Genomic DNA, 26,229 nt, shown 5'->3' with positions numbered 1-26,229 from the left:
GGCCAGGCTTTCCGCACCGGCCCTCCCCCTTTTCTTGATACATCGTCATCCATGCTCGACAACCTGACACAACGACTGGCGAAAGTCGTCAAAACGATGCGCGGCGAAGCGCGCCTGACCGAGACCAACACGGCAGAAATGCTGCGCGAAGTGCGCCTGGCCCTGCTCGAGGCCGACGTCGCCCTGCCCGCCGTGCGCGAATTCATCGCCAAGGTGAAAGAAAAGGCGGTGGGCGAAGAGGTCATCGGCTCGCTCACGCCAGGACAGGCTCTGGTCGGCGTGGTTCAGCGCGAGCTGGCCTCACTGATGGGCGCCGACCTCGGTCCCGAAGCATCGCAGCTCAATTTCGCCACCCAACCGCCGGCGATCATCCTCATGGCCGGCCTGCAGGGCGCGGGCAAGACCACTACCGTCGGCAAGCTCGCAAAGTACCTGAAGGAGGAAAAAAAGAAGAAGGTGCTGACCGTTTCCGCCGACGTGTATCGCCCTGCGGCGATCGGCCAGTTGCAGACTGTCACGGGCCAGGTCGGCGCCGACTTCTTCCCCTCCTCACCCACCGACAAGCCGGTCGATATCGCGCTGGCCGCCCTCGACTACGCGAAAAGGCACTATCACGACGTGCTGATCGTCGATACTGCCGGCCGCCTGGGCATCGACGAAGTGATGATGCAGGAGATTGCCGCCCTGCATGCCGCCCTGAAACCGATCGAGACCTTGTTCGTGGTCGACGCCATGCTCGGCCAGGATGCGATCAACACCGCCAAGGCCTTCAACGACGCCCTGCCCCTCACCGGCGTGGTGCTGACCAAGCTCGACGGCGACTCACGCGGCGGCGCCGCCCTCTCGGTGCGCCACGTCACCGGCAAGCCGGTCAAGTTCGCCGGTGTGGCAGAGAAGCTGGATGGCCTGGAAGCCTTCGATCCGCAGCGCATGGCCAACCGTATCCTCGGCATGGGCGACATCCTGGCCCTGGTCGAGGAAGCGCGCAAAGGCGTCGACGTCGAGGCGGCCAAGGACCTGGCGGAGAAGATCAAGGGCGGCGGCAAGTTCGACCTGAACGACTTCAAGGCCCAGCTTTCCCAGATGAAGAAGATGGGCGGCCTCTCCGGCCTGCTCGACAAGCTGCCCGCGCAACTGCAGCAGGCGGCAGGCAATGCCGACATGGGCCAGGCCGAAAAGCAGGTGCGCCGCATGGAGGGCATCATCAATGCGATGACGCCCCAGGAGCGCGCCAAGCCGGAACTCATCAAGGCCTCGCGCAAGCGCCGCATTGCTGCCGGGGCCGGTGTCCAGGTGCAGGAAGTCAACCGCATGCTGTCCCAGTTCGAGCAGATGCAGTCGATGATGAAGAAGCTCAAGGGCGGCGGCATGATGAAGATGATGCGCAACATGAAGGGCATGCTGCCCGGCGGAATGCGCTGATCCCCCTCTGACAACCACCCTCAATGATGCCCCTGTTGACCGGGGCATCCCTTCGAGGGAGCCGACGCTCCCTCTGAAGCACCAGACTCCATCCCCAATCCCCCCTCTGCGCAGCCCCCATTGGCGCGACGAAGACAGTCCTACAAGGACTGCATGGAGCGGTGCTTCCAAAATACCCCGTCGCTCGGAGAGCCAATGCCAGCAAGGCTCTCCGGCCCATTACATTATTCGACGACATCCGCGTGAAGGCGCCTTCGATGCTCTCTCCGAGGCCTACTCGAGGCGCCAGAGGGAAGCCCCTAGAGAGGAGTCCGCATGCTCAAAGAGGGTCACTCAGCGTTTTCTCCTATGAAGATCGCGTGGCACAGAGCACACAAATTCATGCGAAAACGATCAAAAAACACTTGCATCCCTATGAAAACCGCACCACTATTACCGGTGCGTGATTTGACGCAATTTCCCAACACATTCTGTGAAGGAGGCTCGAAGATGGCAACAGCCAAGAAACCCGCGGCCAAGGCAGCCGCCAAGAAGGCAGCTCCTGCAAAGAAGGCAGCAGCTAAACCCGCAGCAAAGAAGGCCGCTCCTGCAAAGAAGGCAGCAGCCAAGCCCGTAGCAAAGAAGGCAGCTCCTGCAAAGAAGGCAGCAGCCAAGCCCGTAGCAAAGAAGGCAGCAGCAAAGCCGGCAGCAAAGAAGGCCGCTCCTGCAAAGAAGGTCGCCGCCAAGAAGCCGGCAGCCAAGAAGGTAGCAAAGCCGAAGACCCCGCGTAAGCCGAACGCAGCGTTCATGAAGCCGATGACGCCGTCCGCCACCCTGGGTGCAGTGATCGGTGCAAATCCGCTGCCGCGCACGGAAGTGACCAAGAAGGTCTGGGACTACATCAAGAAGAACAAGCTGCAGGACCAGGCTAACAAGCGCATGATCAATGCGGATGACAAGCTGAAAGCTGTGTTTGGCGGAAAGAAGCAAGTGTCGATGTTCGAAATGACCAAACTCATTTCCAATCACCTGCAATAATCTGTCTTTCCGAAGGCCAAACAAAAACGCCCGCATCGCGCGGGCGTTTTTGTTTCCGGTTCCGGGGAATCTGCCTCAAGACTTGTTCTTTGCCTTGTAGTCGGCAATCCCCCTGCCGAGCTTCTCAACCTCCTCGCAGTTCTTCCCGCAAATCTTCTCCAGCCTGGCCAAGTGCTCCTCCGCCTTCGACAACTGGTTCGTCTTCAGGTAGGCCCAGCCGATGTACTCGTTCGCCCCGCGGTGGGACGGCTCCAGCCGCAGCGCCTCGTTATAGTGGCGGAACGCATCCTCCATGCGCTCCATCTGGCGATAGGCATAGCCCAGATAGTTATGGATGTCCGGATTGCGCGGATCGCTCCTTGCAGCCCGGCCGAACGCGTCAATCGCCGCCTGCCAGTTCTTCGCCTCCACGGCCTTCTTGCCGTTTACGAAGTCAGAGTTCTGCACGTTCACCTGGGGCAGCCATTCGGTGTCGGCGGCCAGGCAGGCGAAGGGAATGGCAAGCATGCATGCGATCAGCGTCTTTTTCATCTCGGCGTCTCCTGTGGTTGGGGGATGTACCGGAATATACGCATGGCGTGGACCGATTATTCCGGCCCTGAGAATTTTTGAGAATTGTCAGTTGGGGCAGTTGGTGGTCGTCAGCGCGGCGAGCTCATTTTCGGTGATGCCGGCACCCGGCTTGCGGCCAAGTACGCAATACGTGCCGGACGGCGTCACTACCTTTGTAATCCGACGCCCGTCGCCAAGCACGAGCTCCTGCATGACTGTTTCACGAGGCAATCCGGCCGATGCAATACTCCGTTCCAGAGGAGATGTCGAAGGCTGCGAGGGCATCGGCGCACGAGAAGGGAATGCCTGACGCAGTTCCCTGTCGATGTTGCCGATATTCCGCTTGGCGGCATCGATCATTGCGTCGACGCTGGGAGAGGGGTTCTGGGGCGTTTTCGATACCTCCACGGGCGAGCCCTCCTCCCGCCGGGGACGATCATTAGCGGAGGGCGACGGTACCATGGCCAGCCTGCCCGCTTGCCTCTCTGGGCGAGCGCGGGGAACCGAGGGAGGGTCGGACGGGACGACTGGCTGCGGATTAATAAGGCGGATCACGACCGGCGGCAGCTCGACGTCCACTTGCCGAGGCCCCGGGACGAGGTACCGGGACAGGCACAAGGCCGCTAATAGATGGAGGGCGCCTGAGGTCGCGACAGCGTGCCATGCGACTCGCCCGCCACCCGCGCTCACCCCTTGAACTCCCATTGCCTCCAGGCCGACAGGACCGCGTTCGGGTATTCAGGACGCCCGCGACTGCCGTTATAGCGGCCCAGCGCGAGAAACAGGTTGCCGTTCTCCATGTCCAGGTAAAGCCTGAGGATGGAGCAGCCATAACGGAGGTTGGTCTGCATGTGGAACAGCTTGCGCCGGTCGCCGTCGCCGATCACGCGCGTCCAGAACGGCATGACCTGCATGTAGCCATGGGCGCCGACCGGCGACACGGCGTATTTGCGGAAAGCGGATTCGACCTGGATCAGGCCGAGGACAAGGGAGGGATCCAGTCCCGCCCGTTTTGCCTCATACCATGTTGTCTCGAGGAATTCGCGCCGGACCTGCCAGTCCGGCAGGCGTTTCTTCAACCGGTTGGACATTTCGCCCAGCCAGTGAAGATACTGAATGCGTTCTTCGATATTGGCAAACTGCGGCTTGGGCGGCCGGGCATCGGCAATGGCGTTGGCCAGCGCCAGCCGGACACCGTCCGCCAGCGCCTCTTCCTTCTGGTTGCCGGCCTGTGCAAAGGCGGAACACAGCAATGCGGCGGCAAGCACGCCGCCGCGAACACCCCGCAGCATCACGTCGGTACGGGTCGCCTCAGGCGGCGATGCGCGCTTTGACAAAGGCTGCCATTTCCGCCACGGCAACCGTCGTCGCGGCGGTATCGCGGCGTCCCTGGTATTCCAGCTTGCCATCCTTGAGTCCGCGATCGCCGATCACCACGCGGTGCGGCACGCCGATCAGCTCCCAGTCGGCAAACATGGCGCCCGGACGCTCGCCCCGGTCGTCCAGGACGACATCCACTCCTGCGGCAAACAACGCATCGTAGAGTTTGTCGGTTTCGGTCTTCACTGCCTCGCTGCGGTCGTAGCCCATGGGGCACAGCACCACCTCGAACGGTGCAATCGCGGTCGGCCAGATGATGCCCTTGTCGTCGAAATTCTGTTCGATGGCAGCACCGAGGATACGGGTCACGCCAATGCCGTAGCAGCCCATCTGCATGAGCGCCGGCTTGCCGGTTTCATCCAGGTAGGTCGCCTTCATATCTTCCGAGTAGCGCGTGCCGAGCTGGAACACGTGGCCCACCTCGATGCCGCGCTGGATTGCGAGCACGCCCTTGCCGTCCGGCGAAGGATCGCCTGCCACGACGTTGCGGAGATCGGCTACCACCGGCTCCGGAAGATCGCGGCCCCAGTTGGCGCCGGTGTAGTGGTAGTCCTCTTCGTTCGCACCGCAGACGAAATCGTTCATGTTGGCGACCGTGCGGTCCGCCACCACCTTGACCGGTTTCTTCGTGCCGATCGGGCCGAGGTAGCCTGGCTTGGTGCCGAAGAACTCGAGGATTTCGCTCTCGCTGGCAAAACGGAAGGTCGACAGGCCGGATACCTTGCTGACCTTGACCTCGTTCAGGTCGTGGTCGCCGCGCAGCAGGAGCAGCCAGATTTCCGTTTCCGCGCCTTCCTTGTCGACGGCGAGGACGATGGATTTCACCGTCTGCGCAAGCGGCAGGCCCAGCAGTTCCGCGACGTGTTCGCACTTGGCCTTGCCCGGCGTGGGCGTCTTGACCAGTGACTGCGCCGCGGCGCCGCGGGCGGGGGTCAAGGCGACGGCTTCCGCCGCTTCGATGTTCGCCGCAAAGTCTGAATTGGGGCAGTACACCAGTGCGTCCTCGCCGGTATCTGCGATCACGTGGAACTCGTGCGAGCCGGAGCCGCCGATTGCGCCATTGTCGGCTGCCACTGCACGGAACTGCAGACCGAAGCGGCTGAAGATGGCCACATAGGCGTCGTACATGATCTTGTACGACTTCTGCATGCCCTCGACGTCACGGTCGAAGGAATAGGCATCCTTCATCGTGAATTCACGTCCGCGCATGAGGCCGAAACGCGGGCGGCGCTCGTCGCGGAACTTGGTCTGGATATGGTAGAAGTTGATCGGGAGCTGGCGGTACGACTTGATCTCGGTGCGCACCACGTCCGTGATCACTTCCTCGGACGTCGGCTGGATCGCATAGTCCCGTCCATGGCGGTCCTTCACGCGCATCAGCTCCGGCCCCATCTTGTCCCAGCGGCCGGTTTCCTGCCACAGCTCGGCCGGCTGCACGACCGGCATCAGCAGCTCGACAGCGCCAGCCCGGTTCATTTCTTCGCGAATGATGTTTTCCACCTTGCGGATGACGCGCAGGCCCATCGGCATGTAGGTGTAGATGCCCGAGCCGAGGCGTTTGATCATCCCCGCGCGCATCATCAGTTTATGGCTGACGATTTCAGCGTCCGACGGGGCTTCCTTGAGTGTGGAAATAAAAAAACGTGATGCGCGCATGGCGGTGAATTCTTTTTAAAAAGAGAGAGTTATAATCGACTCAATTTTAAAGGATTAGCTGGCTGATGCATCCTTTCCCGACATATTTGATTCACACCGGGTCCCTTTGCGGGGCACCGGATGATGGCTGCGTGTGATCACGCGTGCAAAATTTGTAACGATGAGGATCGTCTAGCCGCAGAAAGTTTTGAGGTGCAACATGCTGGATCGTGAAGGCTTCCGCCCGAACGTCGGCATTATCCTGCTTAACGCCAATAACGAGGTGTGGTGGGGCAAGCGGGTACGGGAACATTCGTGGCAGTTCCCGCAGGGCGGCATCAAGTTCGGCGAAACACCCGAGCAGGCCATGTATCGGGAGCTGGAAGAAGAAGTCGGCCTGAAGGCCGAGCACGTCAAGATCATCGGCCGCACGCGCGACTGGCTGCGTTACGAAGTTCCCGACCGTTTCATCAAGCGTGAGGTACGCGGGCATTACCGCGGCCAGAAGCAGATCTGGTTCCTGCTGCGCATGGTCGGCCGCGACTACGACATCAACCTGCGCGGCACCGATCATCCCGAATTCGATGCATGGCGCTGGCATGATTACTGGGTGCCGCTCGACGTAGTCATCGAATTCAAGCGAGACGTGTATCAGAGGGCGCTGCAGGAACTGTCGCGCTTCCTGACCCGTCCGTCGTCGGGGGGAAATTCACAACGCAACGGTGCGCGCTACCTGAGGCAGAACCATGGCACGCGCAGCTCGACACCTGCCCAGCCTGCCGCGGCCAAACCAAAGACAGAATCCTGATGGCTGAAAAACACGCGTTCATTTATACGGCTGCGGCCGTCCTGCTGTCCCTCGCCGCGACTGCGCAAGCGCAGTCGCGATTCGAAGAAGACTTCGACGACAAGGACAAGCCCTGGCAAGAGGTTGCCGTACAAATGCCGCCGGCACCGCAACAGGTTGACCTTGTACCGTTCTACGTCAGCGCGACAGCGACCCAATCCTTCGCGATCGATACCCGGTCATTGAGCCTCGGACAGGACGGCGTTATTCGTTACACCCTGGTTGCCACCAGCGACGCGGGCGCGAAGAACGTCAGCTACGAAGGCATCCGCTGCGCGACCTACGAACGGAAGCTGTATGCGTTCGGCCGTACGGACGGCAACTGGTCGCGCTCGCGCAGGGACCAGTGGGAAAGGATTCAGTCCAACGCCGCCAATCGTCAGCATGCAGCCTTGGCGAAGGATTTCTTTTGCGTGGAAAAGACGATTGCGGGCACGGCTGAAGACATTGTCAGCCGCATTCGCCAGGGTCAAACCCTGGCACCCCAAAGCAATCGCTGAAGAGAAGCCGGACAGCGTGTCCGGCTTTCAGAGCAGAACCAGGTTGTCCCGATGGATCAGTTCAGGTTCTTCCACGAACCCGAGGATTGACAGGATTTCCGTTGATGGGCGGCGCATGATGCGACGCGCATCCGAACTCGCGTAATTGCTGATGCCGCGGGCGATGGGGCGGCCTGCTTCGTCCGTGCAGGTAATGACGTCTCCCCGCCCGAATTCTCCCGATACTTCAATGACGCCGATCGGCAGCAGGGATTTTCCTTCCGCCGTCAGTTTCTGCACCGCCCCGGCATCCAGCACCACCTTGCCAGCCGTCTGCAGATGGTCCGCCATCCACTGCTTGCGTGCGGTGAGCTGAGCGGTCTGCGCGACCAGTTGGGTGCCGATGGTTTCGCCGGCAGCAAGGCGAGTCAGGACCTGGTCTTCCCTCCCCCATGCAATGACGGTGTGCGCGCCGGATGTGGCAGCCCGGCGTGCGGCCAGGATCTTGGTCAACATGCCGCCGCGTCCGATTCCGGTGCCCGCTCCGCCTGCCATCGTTTCCAGGGCAGGGTCGCCGGCCTTCGCTTCGCCTACCAGGGTTGCCGATGGATCCTTGCGCGGATCGGCCGTGTACAACCCTTTCTGGTCGGTCAGGATGATCAGGGCATCGCCCTCGATCAGGTTGGCGACCAATGCACCGAGGGTGTCGTTGTCGCCGAACTTGATCTCGTCGGTCACAACAGTATCGTTCTCATTGATGATCGGCACGACACCCAGGCGAAGGAGGGTGAACAATGTCGAGCGTGCGTTCAGGTAGCGCTCGCGATCGGCGAGATCGGCATGGGTCAGCAGAACTTGCGCAGTGCGCAGGTTGTGCTGGCGGAAGCTGGTTTCATAGATCTGCGCGAGGCCCATCTGACCGACAGCGGCACATGCCTGCAGTTCGTGCACCTCTGTCGGACGCTTGTCGAAGCCGAGCCGCTGCATGCCCTCGGCGATCGCACCGGAACTCACGAGCACGACCTGCTTGCCGAGCGAACGGAGATGCGCAATCTGTTCAGCCCACTTCGCAATAGCGGCGTTGTCCAGCCCCTTGCCGTCGTTGGTCACGAGGGAGGAGCCGACCTTGATGATGAGGCGCTTGGCCTTTTGGATGACGGAATTCATTGTTCTTTATCTGAAACCGCCATCATGCCAGAGGATGGCGCGACCTGTTGTTATTCCATGACCTTGAAACGCGGATCGTCGGGATCGATCGACACGATGCCGCGCGCCTCTTCCGCCATCTTTGTTTCTTCCGCGCGATATTCCTGCGTGCGCTTCTCGGCGAGATACTCGTAGATCGCGATAATCAGGTCTTCACAACCTTCCCGCGTCAGGGCGGAGATCTCGAAGACCGGCCCTTTCCAGCCGAAGCGCTTGACGAAATCCTTGACGCGCTTCTTGCGCTCGTCTTCCGGCACCACGTCCAGCTTGTTCAGGACCAGCCAGCGCGGCTTCTCGTAGAGCGATTCGTCGTACTTCTTGAGTTCCTTGACGATCGCCTTCGCCTCTTTCACCGGATCGACCTTGTCGTCAAAGGGCGCAATGTCGACGATGTGCAGGAGCACGCGGGTGCGCTGCAGGTGGCGCAGGAACTGGTGCCCCAGGCCGGCACCTTCGGCGGCGCCTTCGATCAGGCCGGGGATGTCGGCGATGACGAAGCTCTTCTCGTGGCTCACGCGCACGACGCCGAGGTTCGGGTGCAGCGTGGTGAACGGATAATCGGCGATCTTCGGGCGCGCGTTGGAAACGGCCGTGATGAACGTCGACTTGCCCGCATTCGGCATGCCGAGCAGGCCGACATCCGCCAGCACCTTCAGCTCCAGCTTCAGCTCGCGACGCTCGCCAGGCTTGCCGTCCGTCCTCTGGCGCGGCGCGCGGTTGGTGGACGACTTGAAATGGATGTTGCCCCAGCCGCCCTCGCCGCCCTTGGCCAGCATCACGCGCTGACCGTGCTCGGTCAGGTCGGCAAGGATTTCGCCGGTATTCAAATCGCTGATCAGTGTGCCGACCGGCATGCGCAGTTCGATATCGTCCGCGCCCTTGCCGTAGCAGTCGGAGCCACGGCCATTCTCGCCGCCGCGCGCCTTGTGCAGCTTGGAATAGCGATAGTCCACCAGGGTGTTGATGTTACGGTCGGCAGTCGCCCAGATGCTGCCGCCCTTGCCGCCGTCTCCACCATCCGGGCCGCCGAACGGCCGGAATTTTTCGCGGCAAAACGACGCGACGCCGTTACCGCCGTCACCAGCAATCACTTCAATTTTTGCTTCGTCGATGAACTTCATGTTTTGCCGCCGAAAATGGCGCTTAAAAGAGATGGATAAATATGATGCTACAAACTAAAAAGGCCCTACCATCGGCAGAGCCTTTTAGTCGAAGGCTTTCGCCTTTGCTGCGATCTCAGTCCTGCATCAGGCCGGAACGACGATCACGGTGTGACGCTGTTGCGGGCCTTTGGTGGTGAACTGCACCTTGCCGTCGATCAGGGCGAACAGGGTGTGGTCCTTGCCCATGCCGACGTTTTCACCAGCGTGCACGCGGGTGCCGCGTTGACGAATGATGATGCCGCCTGCATTGATTGCCTGGCCGCCGTAAACCTTGACGCCCAGTCGTTTCGACTCGGAATCGCGACCGTTGCGCGTAGTGCCGCCGCCTTTTTTGTGTGCCATTTCAGACTCCTTGGTATCCGGTTTGTTCGATCAGGAATTAAGCGTTGATCGAAACGATTTGCAATTCGGTGTAGTTTTGGCGATGGCCTTGACGCTTCTGGTAGTGCTTGCGGCGGCGCATCTTGAAAATTTTCACCTTATCGTGGCGACCGTGCGCCACTACCGTAGCCTGGACCTTGGCACCTTCGACCAGCGGGGCACCAAACTTGATGGTGTCACCAGCGCCCACTGCGAGCACTTGATCGAGAGTGATTTCGGAACCAATGTCAGCCGGTATCTGTTCTACTTTGAGTTTTTCGCCAGCAGCAACCTTGTACTGTTTGCCACCGGTTTTTATGACCGCGTACATGTGAAACCTCATCAAATGATTATGAATGAACTTTTCTCCCCGGCCCGCCCAAAAACCAGCTAGCGGAATCGGGAAAACCTCCAATTATACATGAACTTAGCTTCGGGGTCAAAACCTGATTTCAGGCACTCGAGAGGCTGCGCGAAGGGCGTTGACTGAACGGCAATTACCATATCCATGACAGAAGCGGGGGATTGTCAGCGTATAATTCACGAAATTCACGTTTTTCGCAGGTTTACCTTGTCTGCCGCCCTCCAACCCACTTCCCAGACCAACATCATTCAGCCCATCGGCACCGACATGGAAGCCGTTAATGCGGTCATCCGTCGCCAGCTGTATTCGGACGTCCCCCTGGTCAACCAGATCGCCGAATACATCATCAGCGCCGGGGGCAAGCGGATCCGGCCGGTCCTGGTCCTTCTGGTGGCTAATGCCTATGGCTACAAGGGCACGCACCATCACGACCTGGCAGCGGTAGTGGAGTTCATCCATACCGCGACCCTGCTGCACGACGACGTCGTGGACGAATCCTCGCTGCGCCGTGGACGCAAGACGGCAAACGCACTGTTCGGCAACGCAGCCTCGGTCCTCGTCGGCGACTTCGTCTATTCGCGCGCCTTTCAGATGATGGTCGCGGTGAAGAACATGCGCGTGATGCAAATCCTCGCCGACGCCACCAACGTCATCGCTGAAGGCGAGGTCTTGCAACTCCTGAACATGCACGACCCGGACGTGACCGAAGAACGCTACCTGCAGGTAATCCGCTCCAAGACGGCGAAGCTATTCGAGGCCGCCGCACAGTTGGGCGCATTGATCGCCGGCGCTTCCGACGATGCAATCGAAGCTGCCGCCGAATTTGGGCGCTCGATCGGCACCGCATTCCAGCTTGTCGATGACGTGCTCGATTACTCCGGCAATGCGGCCGACATCGGCAAGAATGTTGGCGACGATCTTCGGGAAGGCAAGCCGACACTGCCGCTGATTTACCTGATGCAGAACGGCACGCCAACGCAGCGCGACCTGGTTCGCGCCTGCATCGAGAACGGCGACGAGCAGCATTTCGATGAAATCCTGAACGCAATTACCAACTCGGGCGCACTGGAATACACCATGCAGGCAGCCGAAAAAGCGTCCGAACGCGCAGCCAATGCAATTTCCTCGATGCCGCATAGCCTTTTCAAGGATTCTCTGCTACAATTATGCGCTTTCGCGGTTCATCGGAATCATTGATCGTCCGTTGACACAGCAATCGGGGTGTAGCTTAGCCTGGTAGAGCGCTACGTTCGGGACGTAGAGGCCGGAGGTTCGAATCCTCTCACCCCGACCAATTTTGCATATGCAAACTTCCTGTATGCAGATTTCCTTACGGTGACCCTTTGGATGCCGTTCCCATATGGGCCCAGATTCTCGGGCTCGTCTTACTGTTACTGATCTCAGGTTTTTTTTCAATCTCGGAAACGGCGATGATGGCCTTGAGCCGTTACCGCATCCGGCATCTTGCCTCTGCGGGAAATCGCCGTGCTGCGCTTGTGCTTTCCCTGCTTGAGCAAACCGAACGCCTCCTCGGCGTCATCCTGCTTGGCAATAACATGGCCAACACGGCAACTTCCGCGCTGGCTGCGACGTTTGCGATCCACTACTTCGGCGAAAGCCAGTACGCGCTCGCCATTGCCTCAACGGCAGTAGCATTCGCCATCATCATCTTTGCAGAACTGACCCCGAAGGTCATCGGCGCGACCTATCCCGAACGCATCGCCATGCTGATCGCGCCGGTGCTGCGCCTGCTGACGGTCGTGATGAGCCCGCTGGTATGGCTGACCAACCTGCTTGTCAGGCGCTTGCTCCGCCTGCTGCGCGTGCCGGAAAAGCCTGCCGAGAACGCCATTTCCGCCGAAGAGCTGCGTACCATCGTCCTGGAAGGCGGCAACTTCATCCCGCAAAAGCACAAGAGCATCCTGCTGAACCTGTTCGGACTGGAACAGATTTCGGTGGAAGATGTGATGACGCCCCGCTCGCAGATCGAGGCACTCAACCTTGCCGTGCCCGTGGAAGAAATCGTGCGCCAGTTGACCACCTGCTACCACAACAAGCTGCCCGTGTACGAAGGCGAGATCAATCGCATCGTCGGCATTCTGCATGTGCGTAAAGCGATGGCGCTCTTCAATCATGAGGAGGCGTTGACGGTCGAGCATTTCCGGGGACTGCTGACGCCGCCCTATTACATCCCGGAAGACACAGGGGTCTTCACACAACTTCAGTATTTCCAGGAAAACCACGAACGTCTCGGCATCATCGTCGATGAGTACGGCGAAGTGCAGGGACTGGTGACGCTGGAAGACATCATCGAAGAAATGATCGGCGAGTTCACCACATCCATGCCGGGCGCGTCGCGTGCAGATTCATTTGGATGGAATGAGGATGGGGAATGCCTGCTTGAAGGCGCAACGCCGCTGCGCGAGATCAACAAACACCTCGGATTGGCCCTCCCCCTCGACGGCCCGAAGACACTCAACGGTTTGCTGCTGGAAGAACTGCGCGACATCCCGGAAGCCAATGTGAGCGTGAAACTGGAGGGATGCGTGGTCGAAACCATCCAGTCGCAAAATCAGGCAATCAAGGTCGTGAAAGTCATCCGAATCTGATACGACTATTACATACTGTTACAGCTTTTAGCCGAGAGCGTTTCCGTGGCGTCACACTCGTGCGCAATGATGATAACTGTTTGTCACAATATCTTTACAAATCAGATGCCTATAGGCATTATCTAACGCAACTTGGACGATTGTGACCCAAAATCCGGCTTACTAAATGGCGGCGGTTCTCCCCAATCAGGCGACTAGTTCGATGATGTCTGGCCTTGCACGCGCGTTGGTGCAAGCCGGGCGCCTGTCCGCCCAGCAAGCGGAGGCGCTTCACAAACAGTCTCAGGCCGACAAGAGTCCCTTCATCGATGTACTGCTCGGCAGCGCCAGCATCGATTCCCGTTCGCTCGCGGCTTTTTGCTCGGAGACCTTTGGTTATCCGATCATCGATTTTTCGGCGTACAACCTCAGCTACCTGCCCGAAAACATCATCGATGCGAAGCTGATGCAGAAGGAGCGCGTCATCGCGCTCGCCAAACGGGGAAACAAGGTATCGGTGGCGATCTCCGATCCGACCAATACCCACACGCTGGACCAAATCAAGTTCCAGACCGAGATGACGGTCGAACCGGTAATCGTCGAACATCCGGTCCTGCTGCAACTGATTGAAAAGCTGAGTCAGAGCGCTGAACAGCATCTCGACGAACTGATCGGCGATGACTCCGATATCGACTTCGGCGACGAGGAAGCGGCGGCCGCACCACAGGCGGATGCGGGCAGCGACATCGACGACGCGCCGGTGGTCCGCTTCCTGCAAAAGATCCTGCTCGATGCGATCAACATGGGTGCGTCGGACCTCCATTTCGAGCCGTTCGAAAAGTTTTACCGCATTCGTTTCCGCATCGACGGCGTGCTGCGTGAAATCGCCCAGCCGCCGCTGGCCATCAAGGAAAAGCTAGCCTCGCGCATCAAGGTGATCTCCAAGCTGGACATCTCCGAAAAGCGCGTGCCGCAGGACGGCCGCATGAAGCTGGTCGTGTCCAAGAACAAAGCCATCGATTTCCGCGTCAGCACCCTGCCCACCCTGTTCGGCGAAAAGATCGTGATGCGTATTCTCGATCCGTCACAGGCACAGATGGGCATCGATGCGCTAGGCTACGATCCGGACCAGAAGGAACTGCTGCTCAAGGCCATCGAACGCCCTTACGGCATGGTGCTGGTGACCGGTCCGACCGGCTCGGGCAAGACGGTGTCGCTCTATACCTGCCTGAACATTCTGAACAAGCCCGGCATCAATATTTCGACCGCGGAAGACCCCGCCGAAATCAACCTGCCGGGCGTCAACCAGGTGAACGTGAACGATCGCGCGGGCCTGACCTTCGCGGCCGCGCTGAAGGCATTCCTGCGCCAGGATCCGGACATCATCATGGTGGGTGAAATCCGCGATCTCGAAACAGCGGATATCGCGATCAAGGCCGCGCAGACCGGCCACATGGTGTTCTCGACGCTGCACACGAATGATGCGCCGTCAACACTCACACGTCTGATGAACATGGGCGTTGCGCCCTTCAACATCGCGTCATCGGTCATCCTGATTACCGCGCAGCGCCTCGCCCGGCGCCTGTGCACCTGCAAGCAACCCACGGTCGTTCCGGACGAGGCACTGCTCGAAGCGGGATTCAAGGAAGAAGAGCTGGACGGCACCTGGATGCCGTACAAGCCGGTCGGCTGCGACCGCTGCAACGGCAGCGGATACAAGGGGCGCGTCGGTATCTACCAGATCATGCCGATCTCGGAAGAGATTGAACGCATCATCCTTGCCCATGGAACAGCCCTGGAGATCGAGCACCAGGCCAAGGTCGAAGGCGTAAAGACGCTGCGCGAGGCAGGCCTGGTCAAGGTCAAGTCGGGGTTGACGAGCCTTGAGGAAGTGCTCGGCTGTACCAATGCATAATTTGTTAGGGGTAGAACATGGCAACTGGTGCCAGTAAGACCGCAGGCGCAAAAGAACTTATCTACACCTGGGAAGGCAAGGACAAGGCCGGAAAGGCTGTCAAGGGAGAACTCCGGGCTGGCAGCAAAACCATTGTCAATGTGACGCTCCGGAAGCAGGGAATCCTGGTCACGAAGGTCAAGAAGAAGTCGTTCAGTACCAGCAAAAAGATTACGGACAAGGACATCACGCTGTTTACACGGCAGCTCGCGACCATGATGAAAGCCGGCGTTCCGCTGCTGCAGTCCTTCGACATCGTCGGCAAGGGGCACGCCAATCCATCCGTGTCAAAGTTGTTGCAGGACATCAAAACGGACATCGAAACCGGCAGCAGCTTGAACCAGGCATTCCGCAAGTACCCGATATACTTCGACAGCCTTTTCTGCAACCTCGTCGCCGCCGGCGAACAGGCAGGTATTCTCGAAAGCCTGCTCGACCGCCTTGCCATTTACAAGGAAAAGACTCAGGCAATCAAGGGCAAGATCAAATCGGCATTGTTCTATCCGATCTCGATTCTCGTCGTGGCATTCGTTGTGACTTCCGTGATCATGATCTGGGTCGTGCCTGCGTTCAAGGAAGTCTTTACAAGTTTTGGTGCGGATTTGCCGGCCCCCACGCTCATGGTGATGGCGATCTCCGATATCTTTGTCGCCTACTGGTACATCATCTTTGGTGGCCTGTTTGCCGCTCTGTACCTCTTTTTCCAGTCATGGAAGCGTTCGGCAAAGGTACAGCGGGTCATGGACAAGGTGCTGTTGCAGGCGCCGATTTTCGGTGCAGTCATTCGCAAGGCAACGATAGCGCGCTGGACGCGAACCCTCGCCACGATGTTTGCTGCCGGCGTTCCCCTTGTCGAATCGCTCGATTCTGTAGGGGGCGCATCCGGCAACATTCTGTACATTGAGGCGACGAAAAAGATCCAGACCGAGGTCAGCACCGGCACCAGCCTCACAAGTGCGATGATCAACTCAAACGTGTTCCCGAACATGGTTACCCAGATGGTCGCCATCGGCGAGGAATCAGGCGCTCTCGACCAGATGCTCGGAAAAGTCGCCGATTTCTACGAAGCAGAGGTTGACGAGGCTGTTGCATCTCTTTCCAGCCTAATGGAACCGCTCATTATGGCGATCCTCGGCGTGCTAATCGGTGGCCTGGTGGTTGCCATGTACCTGCCAATCTTCAAGCTTGGAGCCGTTGTCTGATGCTCGACCTGATTATCTCTGCTCCACCCGCAAGCGTTTTTCCGGCGGCCGTCGCCGCCGTCTTCGGGCTGATGATCGGCAGCTTCCTGAACGTCGTGATCCATCGGCTGCCCAGGATGATGCAACGTGAGTCGGACAACTATGTCGCGCATGAAAGCGGCAAGGAATTACCGCATACGGACCGCTACAACCTGATGGTGCCGCGTTCCGCCTGCCCGCATTGCGGACACCGGATCACGGCCCTGGAAAATATCCCGGTCATCAGCTACCTCCTCCTTGGCGGGAAATGCCGCAAGTGCAAGACCCCGATCTCGATCCGTTATCCGCTGGTCGAACTGCTGACGGGGATCCTCTCTGCCATCCTGGTCTGGCGCTTCGGCAGCGGCATGGCAGGACTGGCAACGCTGCTGTTCGCCTACCTGCTGATCGCCATGACATTCATCGATGCGGACACGCAATTGCTGCCGGACGACCTGACCCTGCCGATGCTGTGGTGCGGCCTGCTGGTCAATCTGAACGGCACCTTCGTTCCGCTGCAGGAAGCCGTCATCGGCGCGGCGGCCGGCTACCTCAGCCTGTGGGCCGTCTACTGGCTGTTCAAGCTTGCGACCGGCAAGGAAGGCATGGGCTACGGCGATTTCAAGCTTCTTGCCGCCTTGGGCGCGTGGCTGGGATGGAAGATGCTGCCGATTATCATCCTGCTGTCCTCGGTCGTCGGAGCAGTGGTCGGCATCTCGCTCATCCTGCTGTCGCGGCTGGGCCGGCACAACCCCATCCCGTTCGGTCCCTACCTGGCGGCCGCCGGCGTGATCGCCCTGTTCTACGGCAAACCGCTGGCACAGACCTATCTCGGGTTCGCGGTCTAGCATGACGGCCTCCACGGGCGGCATCCGCAAGTTCTCCGTCGGGCTTACAGGTGGGATCGGGAGCGGGAAGACAACCGTTGCCGACATGCTGGCCGCCCGCGGTGCAGCCGTCGTCGACACCGACCAGATTGCCCACGCGCTGACCGCTCCCGGCGGCCTGGCCATTCCCGAAATCCGAGCGCAATTCGGCGATGCCTTCCTCACGCCGGAAGGTGCCATGGACCGGGCGAAGATGCGTGCCTATGTGTTCGCCGAACCCGCAGCAAAAGCGCGCCTCGAGGCGATCCTGCACCCCCTGATCCGCATCGAAACCGAAAGGGCCGCCGAGGCCGCCAATGGCGCCTACGTCGTATTTGCCGTCCCTCTGCTTGTCGAGTCCGGCTCCTGGAAACAGCGTGTCACCCGCGTGCTGGTGGTCGATTGCGCCGAAGAGACGCAGGTCCGCCGCGTGATGAGCCGAAGCGGACTGCCCGAAACGCAGATCCGTGCCATCATGGCTGCGCAGGCATCGCGCAGCGACCGCCTCGCGGCGGCTGATGACGTGATCGACAATGATGGGGACGTCATGACGCTCGTGCCGCAAGTCGATAAATTCCACGCACTGTATACTTCCCTGGCGGCGGCAAGCGAGTGACGCGACTGCAATGTCCGTCCCGTGGATGATTTGCTTGACCTGCAATATTTGTATTTTTTTATGGGTTCGTTCAGAATCACGTAATTATTTCCAGCCCAACCTTTATTGCTAAAGGGACGCCATTTTGATCATCTACGAATACCCATTCAATGAGCGTATTCGCACTCTGCTGCGGCTGGAAGACCTTTACGAGAAGTTCATCTTTTTCCTGCACCAGGAGCATCCGCAGCAACACCATGTTGCGCTCGCCACGATCTTTGAAATGCTCGAAGTCGCGGGCCGTGCCGACCTGAAATCGGATCTGTTGCAGGAACTCGAACGCCAGAAGCAGACCCTGCTCGGTTTCAAGTCGAATCCCAACGTGGCTTCCGAACGCCTCGACGAAGTGCTGTCCGACGTGGACCGCAGCCTGGTGGCGCTCATGGGTTCCCAGGGCAAGACCGGGCAGAACATCCGCGACAACGAGTGGCTGATGAGTATCCGCGGCCGGACCATCATTCCCGGCGGCGCCTGCGAATTCGACCTGCCCTCGTACTATGCGTGGCAGCAGCGCTCGCCGCAGCAGCGCTTCAACGACATTTCCGGCTGGTTTGCGCCGCTGGTGCCGCTGTTCGATGCGATCAGCGTGGTGCTGCGCCTGTTGCGCGAATCCGGCCGCTCCACCAAGACCATTGCGCAGGCCGGCAGCTACCAGCAGATGCTGCAGGGCAAGGTGTACCAGATGCTTCGCCTGGGCATCGACGATGCGCTGGGGGCGATCCCGGAAATTTCCGCCAACAAGTACATGCTGTGGGTGCGCTTCACCTCGCAGGACGGTGACATGAAGCCGAAATCGTTCGAGAACGATGTACCATTCGAACTGGCCCTGTGTAATTTCTGAGGTGTGTGATGCCAACCGTGGTTGATTGCCCCACTTGCGGCAAGAAGGTCGAGTGGACCGAGGCAAGCAAATACCGTCCGTTCTGCTCTGAACGGTGCAAACAGATCGACCTGGGCGCGTGGGCGGAAGAGAAATACAGCATCCCCGCCGTCAATCCGCCCAAAGAGCTCGACGACGGCGACCTGCCGCACTGATCTTCCAGCTTACCGGGACGAACCCGGAATCCCGTACTTCCGCAGCTTGTTCGCAATCATCGAATGCGAGGTTTTCAGCCGCGCAGCGAGCTTGCGGCTTGAGGGATATTGCGGATAGAGGCGCTCAAGGAAGGCGCGCTCGAAGGACTCCATCGAGCTGTCCCAGTCCTGTCCGTCATGGCCGTTGACGGCCGCCTCCGCTGTCATGATGCTTCCTTCGGCAAGGTCGAGGTCGGCGGCGTCGAGGACTCGCTTGTCGCTCATTGTGATGGCGCGGAACACCACGTTCTGCAGCTGCCGCACATTGCCCGGCCAATGGTTGGCCACCAATGCAGCGCAGGCCTCGGCGCTCAACCGGCAGATCGGTTTCTGTGCCTGCGCACAGGCGCGCTCGATAAAGTGCCGTGCCAGCAGCAGGATGTCGTCCGGACGCTCGCGCAGGGCCGGCACTTCCAGGTGCAGCACATTGAGACGGTAGAACAGGTCTTCGCGGAAGGCGCCCTCCGTCACCATTTTGGAAAGGTTACGATGCGTGGCGCTGATGATGCGCACGTTGACCTTGATTTCCCGGTCACTGCCGATACGGCGGAACTTGCCGTCATTCAGGAAGCGCAGCAGCTTGGCCTGCAGGTAAAGCGACATTTCGCCGATTTCATCGAGGAAAACCGTGCCGCCGTCTGCCATTTCGATCAGGCCGGGTTTGCCGCCGCGCTGCGCGCCCGTGAATGCCCCGGACACGTAGCCGAACAGTTCACTCTCCGCCAGGCTCTCCGGAAGAGCGGCACAGTTGAGCGCGAGGAAAGGCGCGCTGTTGCGCGGGCTTGCGGCATGGCAGGCCTGGGCGACAAGTTCCTTGCCGGTGCCGGTTTCGCCGGCGATCAGGAGCGGTGCATCGACAATCGCCACCCGGGCGGCGCGCGCCTTCAAGGCTCGAATCGGTTCGGACTCTCCAATAATCGCGTCGAAACCGCCGCCGCCGTGCTGGAGGGCGTGGAGACGGCCACCGAGGCGGCGCGGTGCGTGCAGCGTGATCACGCCGCCGATGGTCTGTCCGATGGCGGAATTGATCGGCTCCGAGACGGGCGTGACTTCAAGCAGGAAAGGCTGGCCCTGCAGGCGCACCTCGCGTGACGGCGCCTGGAAGCCGGTTTCCAGCAATTCCGACTGCAGGCTGGTTTCACCGAAGAGTTCATGCAGGGACTTGCCATTCAACTCGCTCTCGCTCATATCGGCGACTGCCGCTGCGGCGGCATTGGCGGCCACGATCCTGCCATCCGCATTCACCGCCATGACCGGATCGGCCAGCGCGGCCATGAGTGTGTCGAGATGCAGGCGGCGGCGGGCGCCAGGCAGCACATCGACCACCTTGACGTCGAGCACGCCGGCAACGCACATGAAATCGGCGCGCAGCGATGGCAACAGGTTTTCGGTCAGCTGGGGGATGTCGATGAAGACGTCGGAGGAGTCGACCTCCACCGCGACCACATTCATGTTGCGGCGCGCGAGCACGGCAAGGATTTCGTGCGCAATGCCTACGCGGTCGGCAAACTGAACATCGATACGCATGGTCGGTGGTACTCGTTTCTCGGGAAGCCAATAGACGCGGAGCCCCTCCGGGCTCCATCCACGACCACTTTACCCGCGCGACCGGCGGGCGACAAGTCAGACCGGTTCGGCGATATAGGACCGGGTGGAATATGGGAAGGGGTGCAGGCCGCCGGTGGAACGCAAGGCCTTCAGCCGGCCGAGGTCGAAGGCCTGCAGGTGCTGCAGCACGACCTGGTTGATGGACATGGTGGCCTGCATCAGCAGCAGGTCAACGCTTTGCTGTGCGGCCGAGCGGATTTCGTCCGCAGCCGGCTCGGCCTTTTTGCGCCGGGACTCCTCGGCGGCACCCGCCACGCTGCGAAATACGTCAGCCAGCGTGATGGTGCCCAAGGGAGACGCGCAATACCAAGCATCACGCGTCTTTTCGTCACGGCTGAGCAGGCCGGAATGGTGCAGGCTGCCCAGCAGTGCGCGTACCGAGCGCGCGCTTTGCCCGAGGGATTCCGCCAGCGCCGCCGTCGTTACCGCCCTTGGATTGGCGATGACGATGCGGGCCAGCAGCTCGATGGCCATGGAAAATCGTGCATGCAGCTGCTGGTCGCCGAAAATGAACTCCGGGATGCCAGGCGTCTCCATGGCGCGGGCGTTCATGCACGTGCCTCTTGCGGGACGGCAATCAGACGGTTGGCCTTGCCGTAGCGGTCCATGAACAATCCCTGCGTGTCGATTTCCGGCCGCTTGCCGGATACCAGGTCGGCCAGCACACGGCCCGCGCCACAGGCCATGGTCCAGCCGAGCGTGCCGTGGCCGGTGTTGAGGAAGAGGTTGCCATACGGCGTCGGCCCCATGACCGGCGTGCCGTCCGGCGTCATCGGACGCAGGCCGCACCAGAATTCTGCCTTCGCCACGTCACCGCCCTTCGGGAACAGATCGACCACCGAGTGCTCCAGCGTTTCGCGTCGGGCGTTGCGCAGCGTGAGGTCGTAGCCGGAGATTTCCGCGGTGCCGCCAACGCGGATGCGGTCGCCGAGACGGGTGATCGCGACCTTGTAGGTTTCGTCCATGATGGTCGATTCCGGCGCATGCTTCGCGTCATGGATAGGCACCGTGATCGAGTAGCCCTTGATCGGGTACACCGGGATGCGGATGCCGACGTCGCGCAGCAGCAGCGGCGAATAGCTGCCCAGTGCCAGCACATAGCTGTCGGCCTTCAGGTCACCTTCCGAGGTGCGGATGCCGGTGATCTTGCGTTCGTCGGCGAGCAGGCGCTGGATCGACACGCCGTACTTGAACGTCACGCCGGCCTGCTCGGCCATGGCGGCGAGCTGCTGGGTGAACTTGAAGCAGTCGCCGGTTTCGTCGTTCGGCAGGCGCAGCGCACCGACGAACTTTTCGCGCACATGGGCGAGTGCCGGTTCGACACGGACGCAGCCGGCCGGATCGAGGACTTCATACGGGACGCCGTAGCGTTGCAGGACGGCGATGTCGCTCGCGGACGCGTCCAGCTGTTTCTGGGTACGGAACAGTTGCAGCGTGCCTTGCGTGCGATGGTCGTAGCTGATACCGGTCGAATCGCGCAGCGCGATCAGGCAGTCGCGGCTGTATTCGGCCAGCCGGACCATGCGGCCCTTGTTGGTTTCATAGCGCGACGCCGTGCAATTGAGCAGCATCTGGAACACCCAGCGCCACATATCGGGATCGGTCCCCGGACGGATCACCAGCGGACTGTGGCGCATCAGCAGCCACTTCATCGCCTTGACCGGGATGCCGGGCGCAGCCCAGGGCGCGGAATAGCCGGGAGAGACTTCACCGGCGTTGGCATAGCTGGTCTCCAGGCCGGCCGCCGGCTGGCGGTCGATCACGGTGACCTCGTGGCCCTGCTGTGCCAGGTAATAGGCCGATGCGGTACCGATAACGCCGCTTCCCAATACGATTACTTTCACGATAGTCCCTCTGTCAGGTGGTCAGTTGCTGAATTCGGTTGCTTCCGGCTGCTGCGATGCGCGCGGAGTGTGCGAGTCGGCGTAGTCCCGGTGATAACGGGCGCCGAGGCTGGTCAGGATTTCGTAGCCGATGGTTCCCGCGAGGGCAGCAACGTCGTCCACCGGCTGCGCAGCGGAAATGAGGTCGACGAACGCGCCGGCATGCACGCGCTCAGGAGAAACGTCGGTCACGTCAAGCGCAAGGGTATCCATCGACACGTTGCCGACGAGCGGCACGCGGACGCCGCCGACCTGCGCGAAGCCGCGCCCGCTCAGGCTGCGCAGCCACCCATCCGCATATCCCGTAGCGATCGTTGCGATCCTGCGCCGCCCTGCTGCCCGGTACGTGCCGCCATAGCCCACGCAATCGCCGCGCTCGATGACGCGCGTCTGGATTACCCTCGCCTGCAGCGTCACGACGGGTTGCATCGGGTTGGATGCGCCATGTACAGGCGCAATCCCGTAAAGTGCTGCGCCGGGGCGGACGAGGTCGCCATGGTATGCATGGCCGAGAAAGATTCCCGACGAATTGGCAAAACTCGTGCGGCATTGCGGGAGCTTTTTCCGCAGTGCCTGAAATGTTTCCAGCTGCGCGGCATTCATCGGATGGTCCTGCCGCTCGGCACAGGCGAGGTGGCTCATCAGGTAGCGCAGGTCGATGCCGCGCAGGAAATCCGGGTCGTACAGCCAGTTCTCGACTTCCTGGGGCGACAGCCCGAGGCGCGACATGCCGGTGTCGAGCTGGACAACCGCGGGCAGGCGCCGGGCGACAATGCGGGCGGCCTGCCGCCAGCCGGCGACCTGCGATGCACTGTTCAGGACGGGAATCAGGCGATGCTCGACGAACTCGAGTTCGGTATCGGGCAGCGGACCGTGCAGCACGAAGATGTCCACGGAGGCGGGAAGGTGCGCACGCAGTGCGATGCCTTCGTCAAGATGGGCCACAAAGAAGTGGCGGCAGTCTTCCGCTGCGAGTGCCTTGGCAACGGGAATGGCACCGAGGCCGTAGGCGTCGGCCTTGACGGCGGCGCCGCAGCTTGCGCCGGCGAGCCGGGAACGCAGGAAGCGATAGTTGGCGCGGACCGCGCCCAGGTCGATGGTAAGTACCGCTCCGGCTTGTTTTTCCCGATCCGCCATTGTCCCCTCGTTGCGTGTCATCGACCGGAGGTGGGCCTGTACCGGTCATGTTTCGTAACGGTTCAGCAACTGGCGTGCCAGAATAATTAATTCAATTAATTCAAGGAGTTAACGGTATTTTGGCCAATATTGCGCATGGCTCAGGTGTACAAAAAAATGTACAGCCAATACTTGCGCGCAGATTAAGCCATTGAAATAAAAGAGAATTTTTAACTAAAAATACACTGTACAAAAATTTGTACAGTGTATTCAAATAAATACAGCCTCAGCAACCCGGCTTGCTGTAGCGCACTCGGTCCAGCCATTCAATCAGGGGAATGGTCGCCGGCAACAGCGGCTCGACGCCGAGCGTCCCCTGCCACGCGAAAGCCTGCCCTTCCAGGCTTTGCGGTTCGCCTGCCCATTCGCGGCTGATGTAGAAATGCAGGCGTACATGCGCATGGGGATAGACGTGCTCGACGCCGCACCACGGTTCGGCGGAGAGCACCCGGACGCCAAGCTCCTCGACGAATTCGCGCTTGAGCGCATCGAGGATATCCTCGCCCCGCTCCACCTTGCCACCGGGGAATTCCCAGTAGCCGGCATAGGGTTTGCCGTCGGGGCGCTGGCCGAGCAGCACGTCGCCGTTCGGTTTCATGAGGATGCCGACGGCGACGTCGATGGGTGTTGCAGTGGTTTTTGACATGCGGAGAAAGCCTTATTGCCGGATCTTGCCGGCATGGTCCTTGGCGAACTGCCATGCCACGCGGCCGGAGCGCGAGCCGCGCTGCAATGCCCAGCGCAATGCATCGGCACGCGCGTCCTCGATCTGCTGCGCGTTGCAGCCGAAGTGGCGCAGCCAGTGTCCCACGATGTCGAGGTAGTCGTCCTGCTTGAACGGATAGAAGGACACCCACAGTCCGAAGCGTTCGGACAGCGAGATCTTTTCCTCAACCGTTTCACCCGGGTGCAGGTCGCCGTCCTCTGTGTGCACGTAGGTCGCGTTGTCCGACATGCGCTCAGGCATGAGGTGACGGCGGTTGGACGTTGCGTAGATCAGCACATTGTCCGACTGCGCGGTCAGGCCGCCGTCGAGCGCTACCTTCAGCGCCTTGTAGCCGCCCTCGCCTTCCTCGAAGGACAGGTCGTCGCAAAAGATGACGAAGCGTTCGGGGCGTCCCGCGACGAGATCGACGATGTCGGGCAGGTCGCACAGGTCGTCCTTGTCCACTTCGATCAGGCGCAAGCCCTGGGACGCATACTGGTTCAGGCAGGCCTTGATCAGGGACGACTTGCCGGTGCCGCGCGCACCGGTCAGCAGCACGTTGTTGGCCGGGCGGCCTTCGACGAACTGCTTCGTGTTCTGCTCGATCTGCTGTTTCTGCGGCTCGATGTTGTGCAGGTCGGAAAAGGCGATGCGCGACATATGTGCGACCGGCTGCAGGTAGCCGCGGCTGCCCTTGCCGCCCGGCTTGCGCCAGCGGAAGGCGTTCGAGGCGTCCCAATCCACATTGCGCGCGGCATGGGGCAGGAAGGCTTCGATGCGCGTCAGCAGTGCTTCCGCGCGCTCGAGGAATTGATCGAGTTGCGTCATGTCAGGAACGGTAGTCGGCGTTGATGCTCACGTACTCGTGCGAGAAGTCGCAGGTCCAGATCGTGGCCGAGGCATTGCCGCGAGCCAGTTTCACGCGGATCGTGATTTCGCTCTGCTTCATCACGCGCTGGCCGTCTTCTTCCTTGTAGTCGGGATTGCGGCCGCCGTTCTTCGCCACCCAGACATCGTCAAGGTAGAGGTTGATCTTGCTGACATCCAGGTCGTCGATGCCGGCATAGCCGATCGCGGCCAGGATGCGGCCCAGATTGGGATCGGAGGCATAGAAGGCGGTCTTCACCAGCGGCGAGTGGCCGATGGAGTAGGCGATCTGGCGGCACTCTTCGACCGAGGTGCCGTCTTCCACCGTGATGGTCATGAACTTGGTGGCGCCCTCGCCGTCGCGCACGATCATCTGCGCCAGTTCCTGCGAGATCGCGGTGACGGCGGCGGCCAGCTCGGCGTATTCCAGCGAGGCGATGTCGTTCACTTCCAGCTGGCCCGCGCCGGTCGCGATCACCATGAAGGAGTCATTGGTCGACGTGTCGCCGTCGATGGTGATGCAGTTGAAGGATTTGTCGGCAGCCGCCTTCACCATGTGGTCGAGCACCGGCTGGGCGACCCTGGCATCCATCGCGAGGTAGCCGAGCATGGTGGCCATGTTCGGCTTGATCATGCCCGCGCCCTTGCTGATGCCGCTCAAGGTGACCTGCTTGCCGGCGATCGTCACCGTGCGCGAGGCGGCCTTCGGCTGCGTGTCGGTGGTCATGATCGCTTCCGCGGCGTTGTACCAATTATCGGCCTTGAGGTTGGCGATGGCGTTCGGCAGGCCGGCCTTGATGCGGTCGACCGGCAGCGGCTCGAGGATGACGCCGGTCGAGAACGGCAGGATCTGCGACGGTGCGCAGCCCAGCAGGGCGGCGAGCGCCTCGCAGGTCGCATTGGCGTTGGCCAGGCCGGATTCGCCCGTGCCGGCGTTCGCGTTGCCGGTGTTGATGACCAGCGCCTGGATCGGCGTGCCCGACATGCGAACACCTTCCAGATGCGCCTTGCAAACCTGGACCGGCGCCGCGCAGAAGCGGTTTTTGGTGAACACGCCCGATACGGTGGCGGTCGGCGCCAGCTTCATGACCAGCAAGTCCTTGCGGTTGGCTTTGCGGATGCCTGCTTCTGCAAAACCCAGTTCGATCCCTGCGACGGGTTTCAGGTTGGCGGCGATGGGAAGGGGGAGATTGACGGCCATGGCGTT

27 protein-coding genes and 1 tRNA gene are annotated in these 26,229 nt (G+C 60.7%); 13 read left to right on the top strand and 15 right to left on the bottom strand.

Annotation, left to right across the window (positions count from 1 at the left end; genetic code table 11):
- Window positions 1–51: 51 nt before the first annotated feature.
- Window positions 52–1,422, top strand: a complete 1,371-nt coding sequence (gene ffh / locus AC3WOY_RS18240; protein WP_492426277.1) for a signal recognition particle protein — start codon at window positions 52–54, stop codon at window positions 1,420–1,422.
- A 489-nt stretch (window positions 1,423–1,911) separates the two neighbouring features.
- Window positions 1,912–2,439 (top strand): SWIB/MDM2 domain-containing protein, encoded by a 528-nt coding sequence (locus tag AC3WOY_RS18235; RefSeq protein WP_492426275.1) that lies wholly within the window; start codon window positions 1,912–1,914, stop codon window positions 2,437–2,439.
- A 75-nt stretch (window positions 2,440–2,514) separates the two neighbouring features.
- Here the strand turns inward: AC3WOY_RS18235 and AC3WOY_RS18230 are convergent, their stop codons facing one another.
- From AC3WOY_RS18230 to AC3WOY_RS18215, 4 genes are all read right to left on the bottom strand, one after another.
- Entirely contained in the window at window positions 2,515–2,970 is a 456-nt protein-coding gene (locus AC3WOY_RS18230) for a tetratricopeptide repeat protein (RefSeq protein ID WP_492426273.1), read from the bottom strand.
- 87 nt (window positions 2,971–3,057) lie between these two features.
- Window positions 3,058–3,399, bottom strand: coding sequence for a hypothetical protein (locus AC3WOY_RS18225; RefSeq protein ID WP_492426271.1), 342 nt, complete (start codon window positions 3,397–3,399; stop codon window positions 3,058–3,060).
- Between the two features lie 278 nt (window positions 3,400–3,677).
- Window positions 3,678–4,283 carry a lytic transglycosylase domain-containing protein gene (locus AC3WOY_RS18220; RefSeq protein WP_492429353.1) on the bottom strand — a complete coding sequence of 202 codons (606 nt, stop codon included), beginning with the start codon at window positions 4,281–4,283 and terminating at the stop codon, window positions 3,678–3,680.
- A gap of 19 nt (window positions 4,284–4,302) precedes the next feature.
- Entirely contained in the window at window positions 4,303–6,027 is a 1,725-nt protein-coding gene (locus AC3WOY_RS18215) for a proline--tRNA ligase (RefSeq protein ID WP_492426269.1), read from the bottom strand.
- A 199-nt stretch (window positions 6,028–6,226) separates the two neighbouring features.
- Here AC3WOY_RS18215 and AC3WOY_RS18210 point away from each other — a divergent pair, with 199 nt between their 5' ends.
- A complete protein-coding gene (locus AC3WOY_RS18210; RefSeq protein ID WP_492426267.1) occupies window positions 6,227–6,814 on the top strand; it encodes an RNA pyrophosphohydrolase in 588 nt (195 codons plus the stop codon).
- Window positions 6,814–7,353 (top strand): CNP1-like family protein, encoded by a 540-nt coding sequence (locus AC3WOY_RS18205; RefSeq protein ID WP_492426265.1) that lies wholly within the window; start codon window positions 6,814–6,816, stop codon window positions 7,351–7,353. Before AC3WOY_RS18210 ends, AC3WOY_RS18205 begins: the two co-directional genes overlap by 1 nt.
- Before the next feature lie 27 nt (window positions 7,354–7,380).
- Here the strand turns inward: AC3WOY_RS18205 and proB are convergent, their stop codons facing one another.
- The 4 genes from proB to rplU form a co-directional block, all read right to left on the bottom strand.
- Window positions 7,381–8,499: a glutamate 5-kinase gene (gene proB / locus AC3WOY_RS18200; protein ID WP_492426263.1), complete on the bottom strand. Its 1,119-nt coding sequence runs from the start codon at window positions 8,497–8,499 to the stop codon at window positions 7,381–7,383.
- Between the two features lie 50 nt (window positions 8,500–8,549).
- Window positions 8,550–9,659, bottom strand: a complete 1,110-nt coding sequence (gene obgE, locus AC3WOY_RS18195) for a GTPase ObgE (protein WP_492426261.1) — start codon at window positions 9,657–9,659, stop codon at window positions 8,550–8,552.
- 126 nt (window positions 9,660–9,785) lie between these two features.
- A complete protein-coding gene (gene rpmA / locus AC3WOY_RS18190; protein ID WP_492426259.1) occupies window positions 9,786–10,043 on the bottom strand; it encodes a 50S ribosomal protein L27 in 258 nt (85 codons plus the stop codon).
- A 37-nt stretch (window positions 10,044–10,080) separates the two neighbouring features.
- Window positions 10,081–10,392 (bottom strand): 50S ribosomal protein L21, encoded by a 312-nt coding sequence (gene rplU / locus AC3WOY_RS18185; protein ID WP_057290114.1) that lies wholly within the window; start codon window positions 10,390–10,392, stop codon window positions 10,081–10,083.
- A gap of 279 nt (window positions 10,393–10,671) precedes the next feature.
- Here rplU and ispB point away from each other — a divergent pair, with 279 nt between their 5' ends.
- The 9 genes from ispB to yacG all read left to right on the top strand — a co-directional run bounded on the left by ispB (window position 10,672) and on the right by yacG (window position 18,743).
- On the top strand, window positions 10,672–11,622 hold the full coding sequence (ispB, locus tag AC3WOY_RS18180; RefSeq protein WP_492429352.1) for an octaprenyl diphosphate synthase: 951 nt from the start codon (window positions 10,672–10,674) through the stop codon (window positions 11,620–11,622).
- 20 nt (window positions 11,623–11,642) lie between these two features.
- Window positions 11,643–11,719, top strand: a tRNA-Pro gene (locus AC3WOY_RS18175).
- A 49-nt stretch (window positions 11,720–11,768) separates the two neighbouring features.
- Window positions 11,769–13,034, top strand: coding sequence for an HlyC/CorC family transporter (locus tag AC3WOY_RS18170; RefSeq protein WP_492426256.1), 1,266 nt, complete (start codon window positions 11,769–11,771; stop codon window positions 13,032–13,034).
- A 205-nt stretch (window positions 13,035–13,239) separates the two neighbouring features.
- Window positions 13,240–14,928, top strand: a complete 1,689-nt coding sequence (pilB, locus tag AC3WOY_RS18165) for a type IV-A pilus assembly ATPase PilB (protein WP_492429351.1) — start codon at window positions 13,240–13,242, stop codon at window positions 14,926–14,928.
- A 17-nt stretch (window positions 14,929–14,945) separates the two neighbouring features.
- Window positions 14,946–16,169 carry a type II secretion system F family protein gene (locus tag AC3WOY_RS18160; RefSeq protein ID WP_492426254.1) on the top strand — a complete coding sequence of 408 codons (1,224 nt, stop codon included), beginning with the start codon at window positions 14,946–14,948 and terminating at the stop codon, window positions 16,167–16,169.
- Window positions 16,169–17,035, top strand: a complete 867-nt coding sequence (locus tag AC3WOY_RS18155; RefSeq protein WP_492426252.1) for a prepilin peptidase — start codon at window positions 16,169–16,171, stop codon at window positions 17,033–17,035. The genes AC3WOY_RS18160 and AC3WOY_RS18155 overlap by 1 nt, the downstream gene beginning before the upstream one ends.
- A 1-nt stretch (window position 17,036) precedes the next feature.
- Window positions 17,037–17,669 carry a dephospho-CoA kinase gene (gene coaE / locus AC3WOY_RS18150; RefSeq protein WP_492426250.1) on the top strand — a complete coding sequence of 211 codons (633 nt, stop codon included), beginning with the start codon at window positions 17,037–17,039 and terminating at the stop codon, window positions 17,667–17,669.
- A gap of 124 nt (window positions 17,670–17,793) precedes the next feature.
- Window positions 17,794–18,549, top strand: coding sequence for a cell division protein ZapD (gene zapD, locus AC3WOY_RS18145; RefSeq protein ID WP_420476135.1), 756 nt, complete (start codon window positions 17,794–17,796; stop codon window positions 18,547–18,549).
- Between the two features lie 8 nt (window positions 18,550–18,557).
- Complete coding sequence (gene yacG / locus AC3WOY_RS18140; protein ID WP_492426248.1) at window positions 18,558–18,743, top strand: DNA gyrase inhibitor YacG; 186 nt, start codon at window positions 18,558–18,560, stop codon at window positions 18,741–18,743.
- 9 nt (window positions 18,744–18,752) lie between these two features.
- Here the strand turns inward: yacG and AC3WOY_RS18135 are convergent, their stop codons facing one another.
- From AC3WOY_RS18135 to argJ, 7 genes are all read right to left on the bottom strand, one after another.
- Window positions 18,753–20,309 carry a sigma 54-interacting transcriptional regulator gene (locus tag AC3WOY_RS18135; protein ID WP_492426246.1) on the bottom strand — a complete coding sequence of 519 codons (1,557 nt, stop codon included), beginning with the start codon at window positions 20,307–20,309 and terminating at the stop codon, window positions 18,753–18,755.
- 96 nt (window positions 20,310–20,405) lie between these two features.
- Complete coding sequence (locus tag AC3WOY_RS18130) at window positions 20,406–20,942, bottom strand: Rrf2 family transcriptional regulator (RefSeq protein WP_492426244.1); 537 nt, start codon at window positions 20,940–20,942, stop codon at window positions 20,406–20,408.
- Window positions 20,939–22,234: a D-amino acid dehydrogenase gene (locus AC3WOY_RS18125; RefSeq protein WP_492426242.1), complete on the bottom strand. Its 1,296-nt coding sequence runs from the start codon at window positions 22,232–22,234 to the stop codon at window positions 20,939–20,941. Before AC3WOY_RS18125 ends, AC3WOY_RS18130 begins: the two co-directional genes overlap by 4 nt.
- A 21-nt stretch (window positions 22,235–22,255) precedes the next feature.
- Entirely contained in the window at window positions 22,256–23,410 is a 1,155-nt protein-coding gene (gene alr / locus AC3WOY_RS18120) for an alanine racemase (RefSeq protein WP_492426240.1), read from the bottom strand.
- A 265-nt stretch (window positions 23,411–23,675) separates the two neighbouring features.
- A complete protein-coding gene (locus AC3WOY_RS18115; protein ID WP_492426238.1) occupies window positions 23,676–24,095 on the bottom strand; it encodes an NUDIX domain-containing protein in 420 nt (139 codons plus the stop codon).
- Between the two features lie 12 nt (window positions 24,096–24,107).
- Entirely contained in the window at window positions 24,108–24,983 is an 876-nt protein-coding gene (locus tag AC3WOY_RS18110) for an ATP-binding protein (protein WP_492426236.1), read from the bottom strand.
- Between the two features lies 1 nt (window position 24,984).
- A complete protein-coding gene (gene argJ, locus AC3WOY_RS18105) occupies window positions 24,985–26,223 on the bottom strand; it encodes a bifunctional glutamate N-acetyltransferase/amino-acid acetyltransferase ArgJ (protein ID WP_492426234.1) in 1,239 nt (412 codons plus the stop codon).
- Window positions 26,224–26,229 lie beyond the last annotated feature (6 nt).

The sequence above is a fragment of the Noviherbaspirillum sp. FW303-A3 genome, assembly GCF_058788695.1.
Note: the sequence above shows the minus strand (reverse complement) of the source record. Positions and strands in the feature narration are given on the sequence as shown.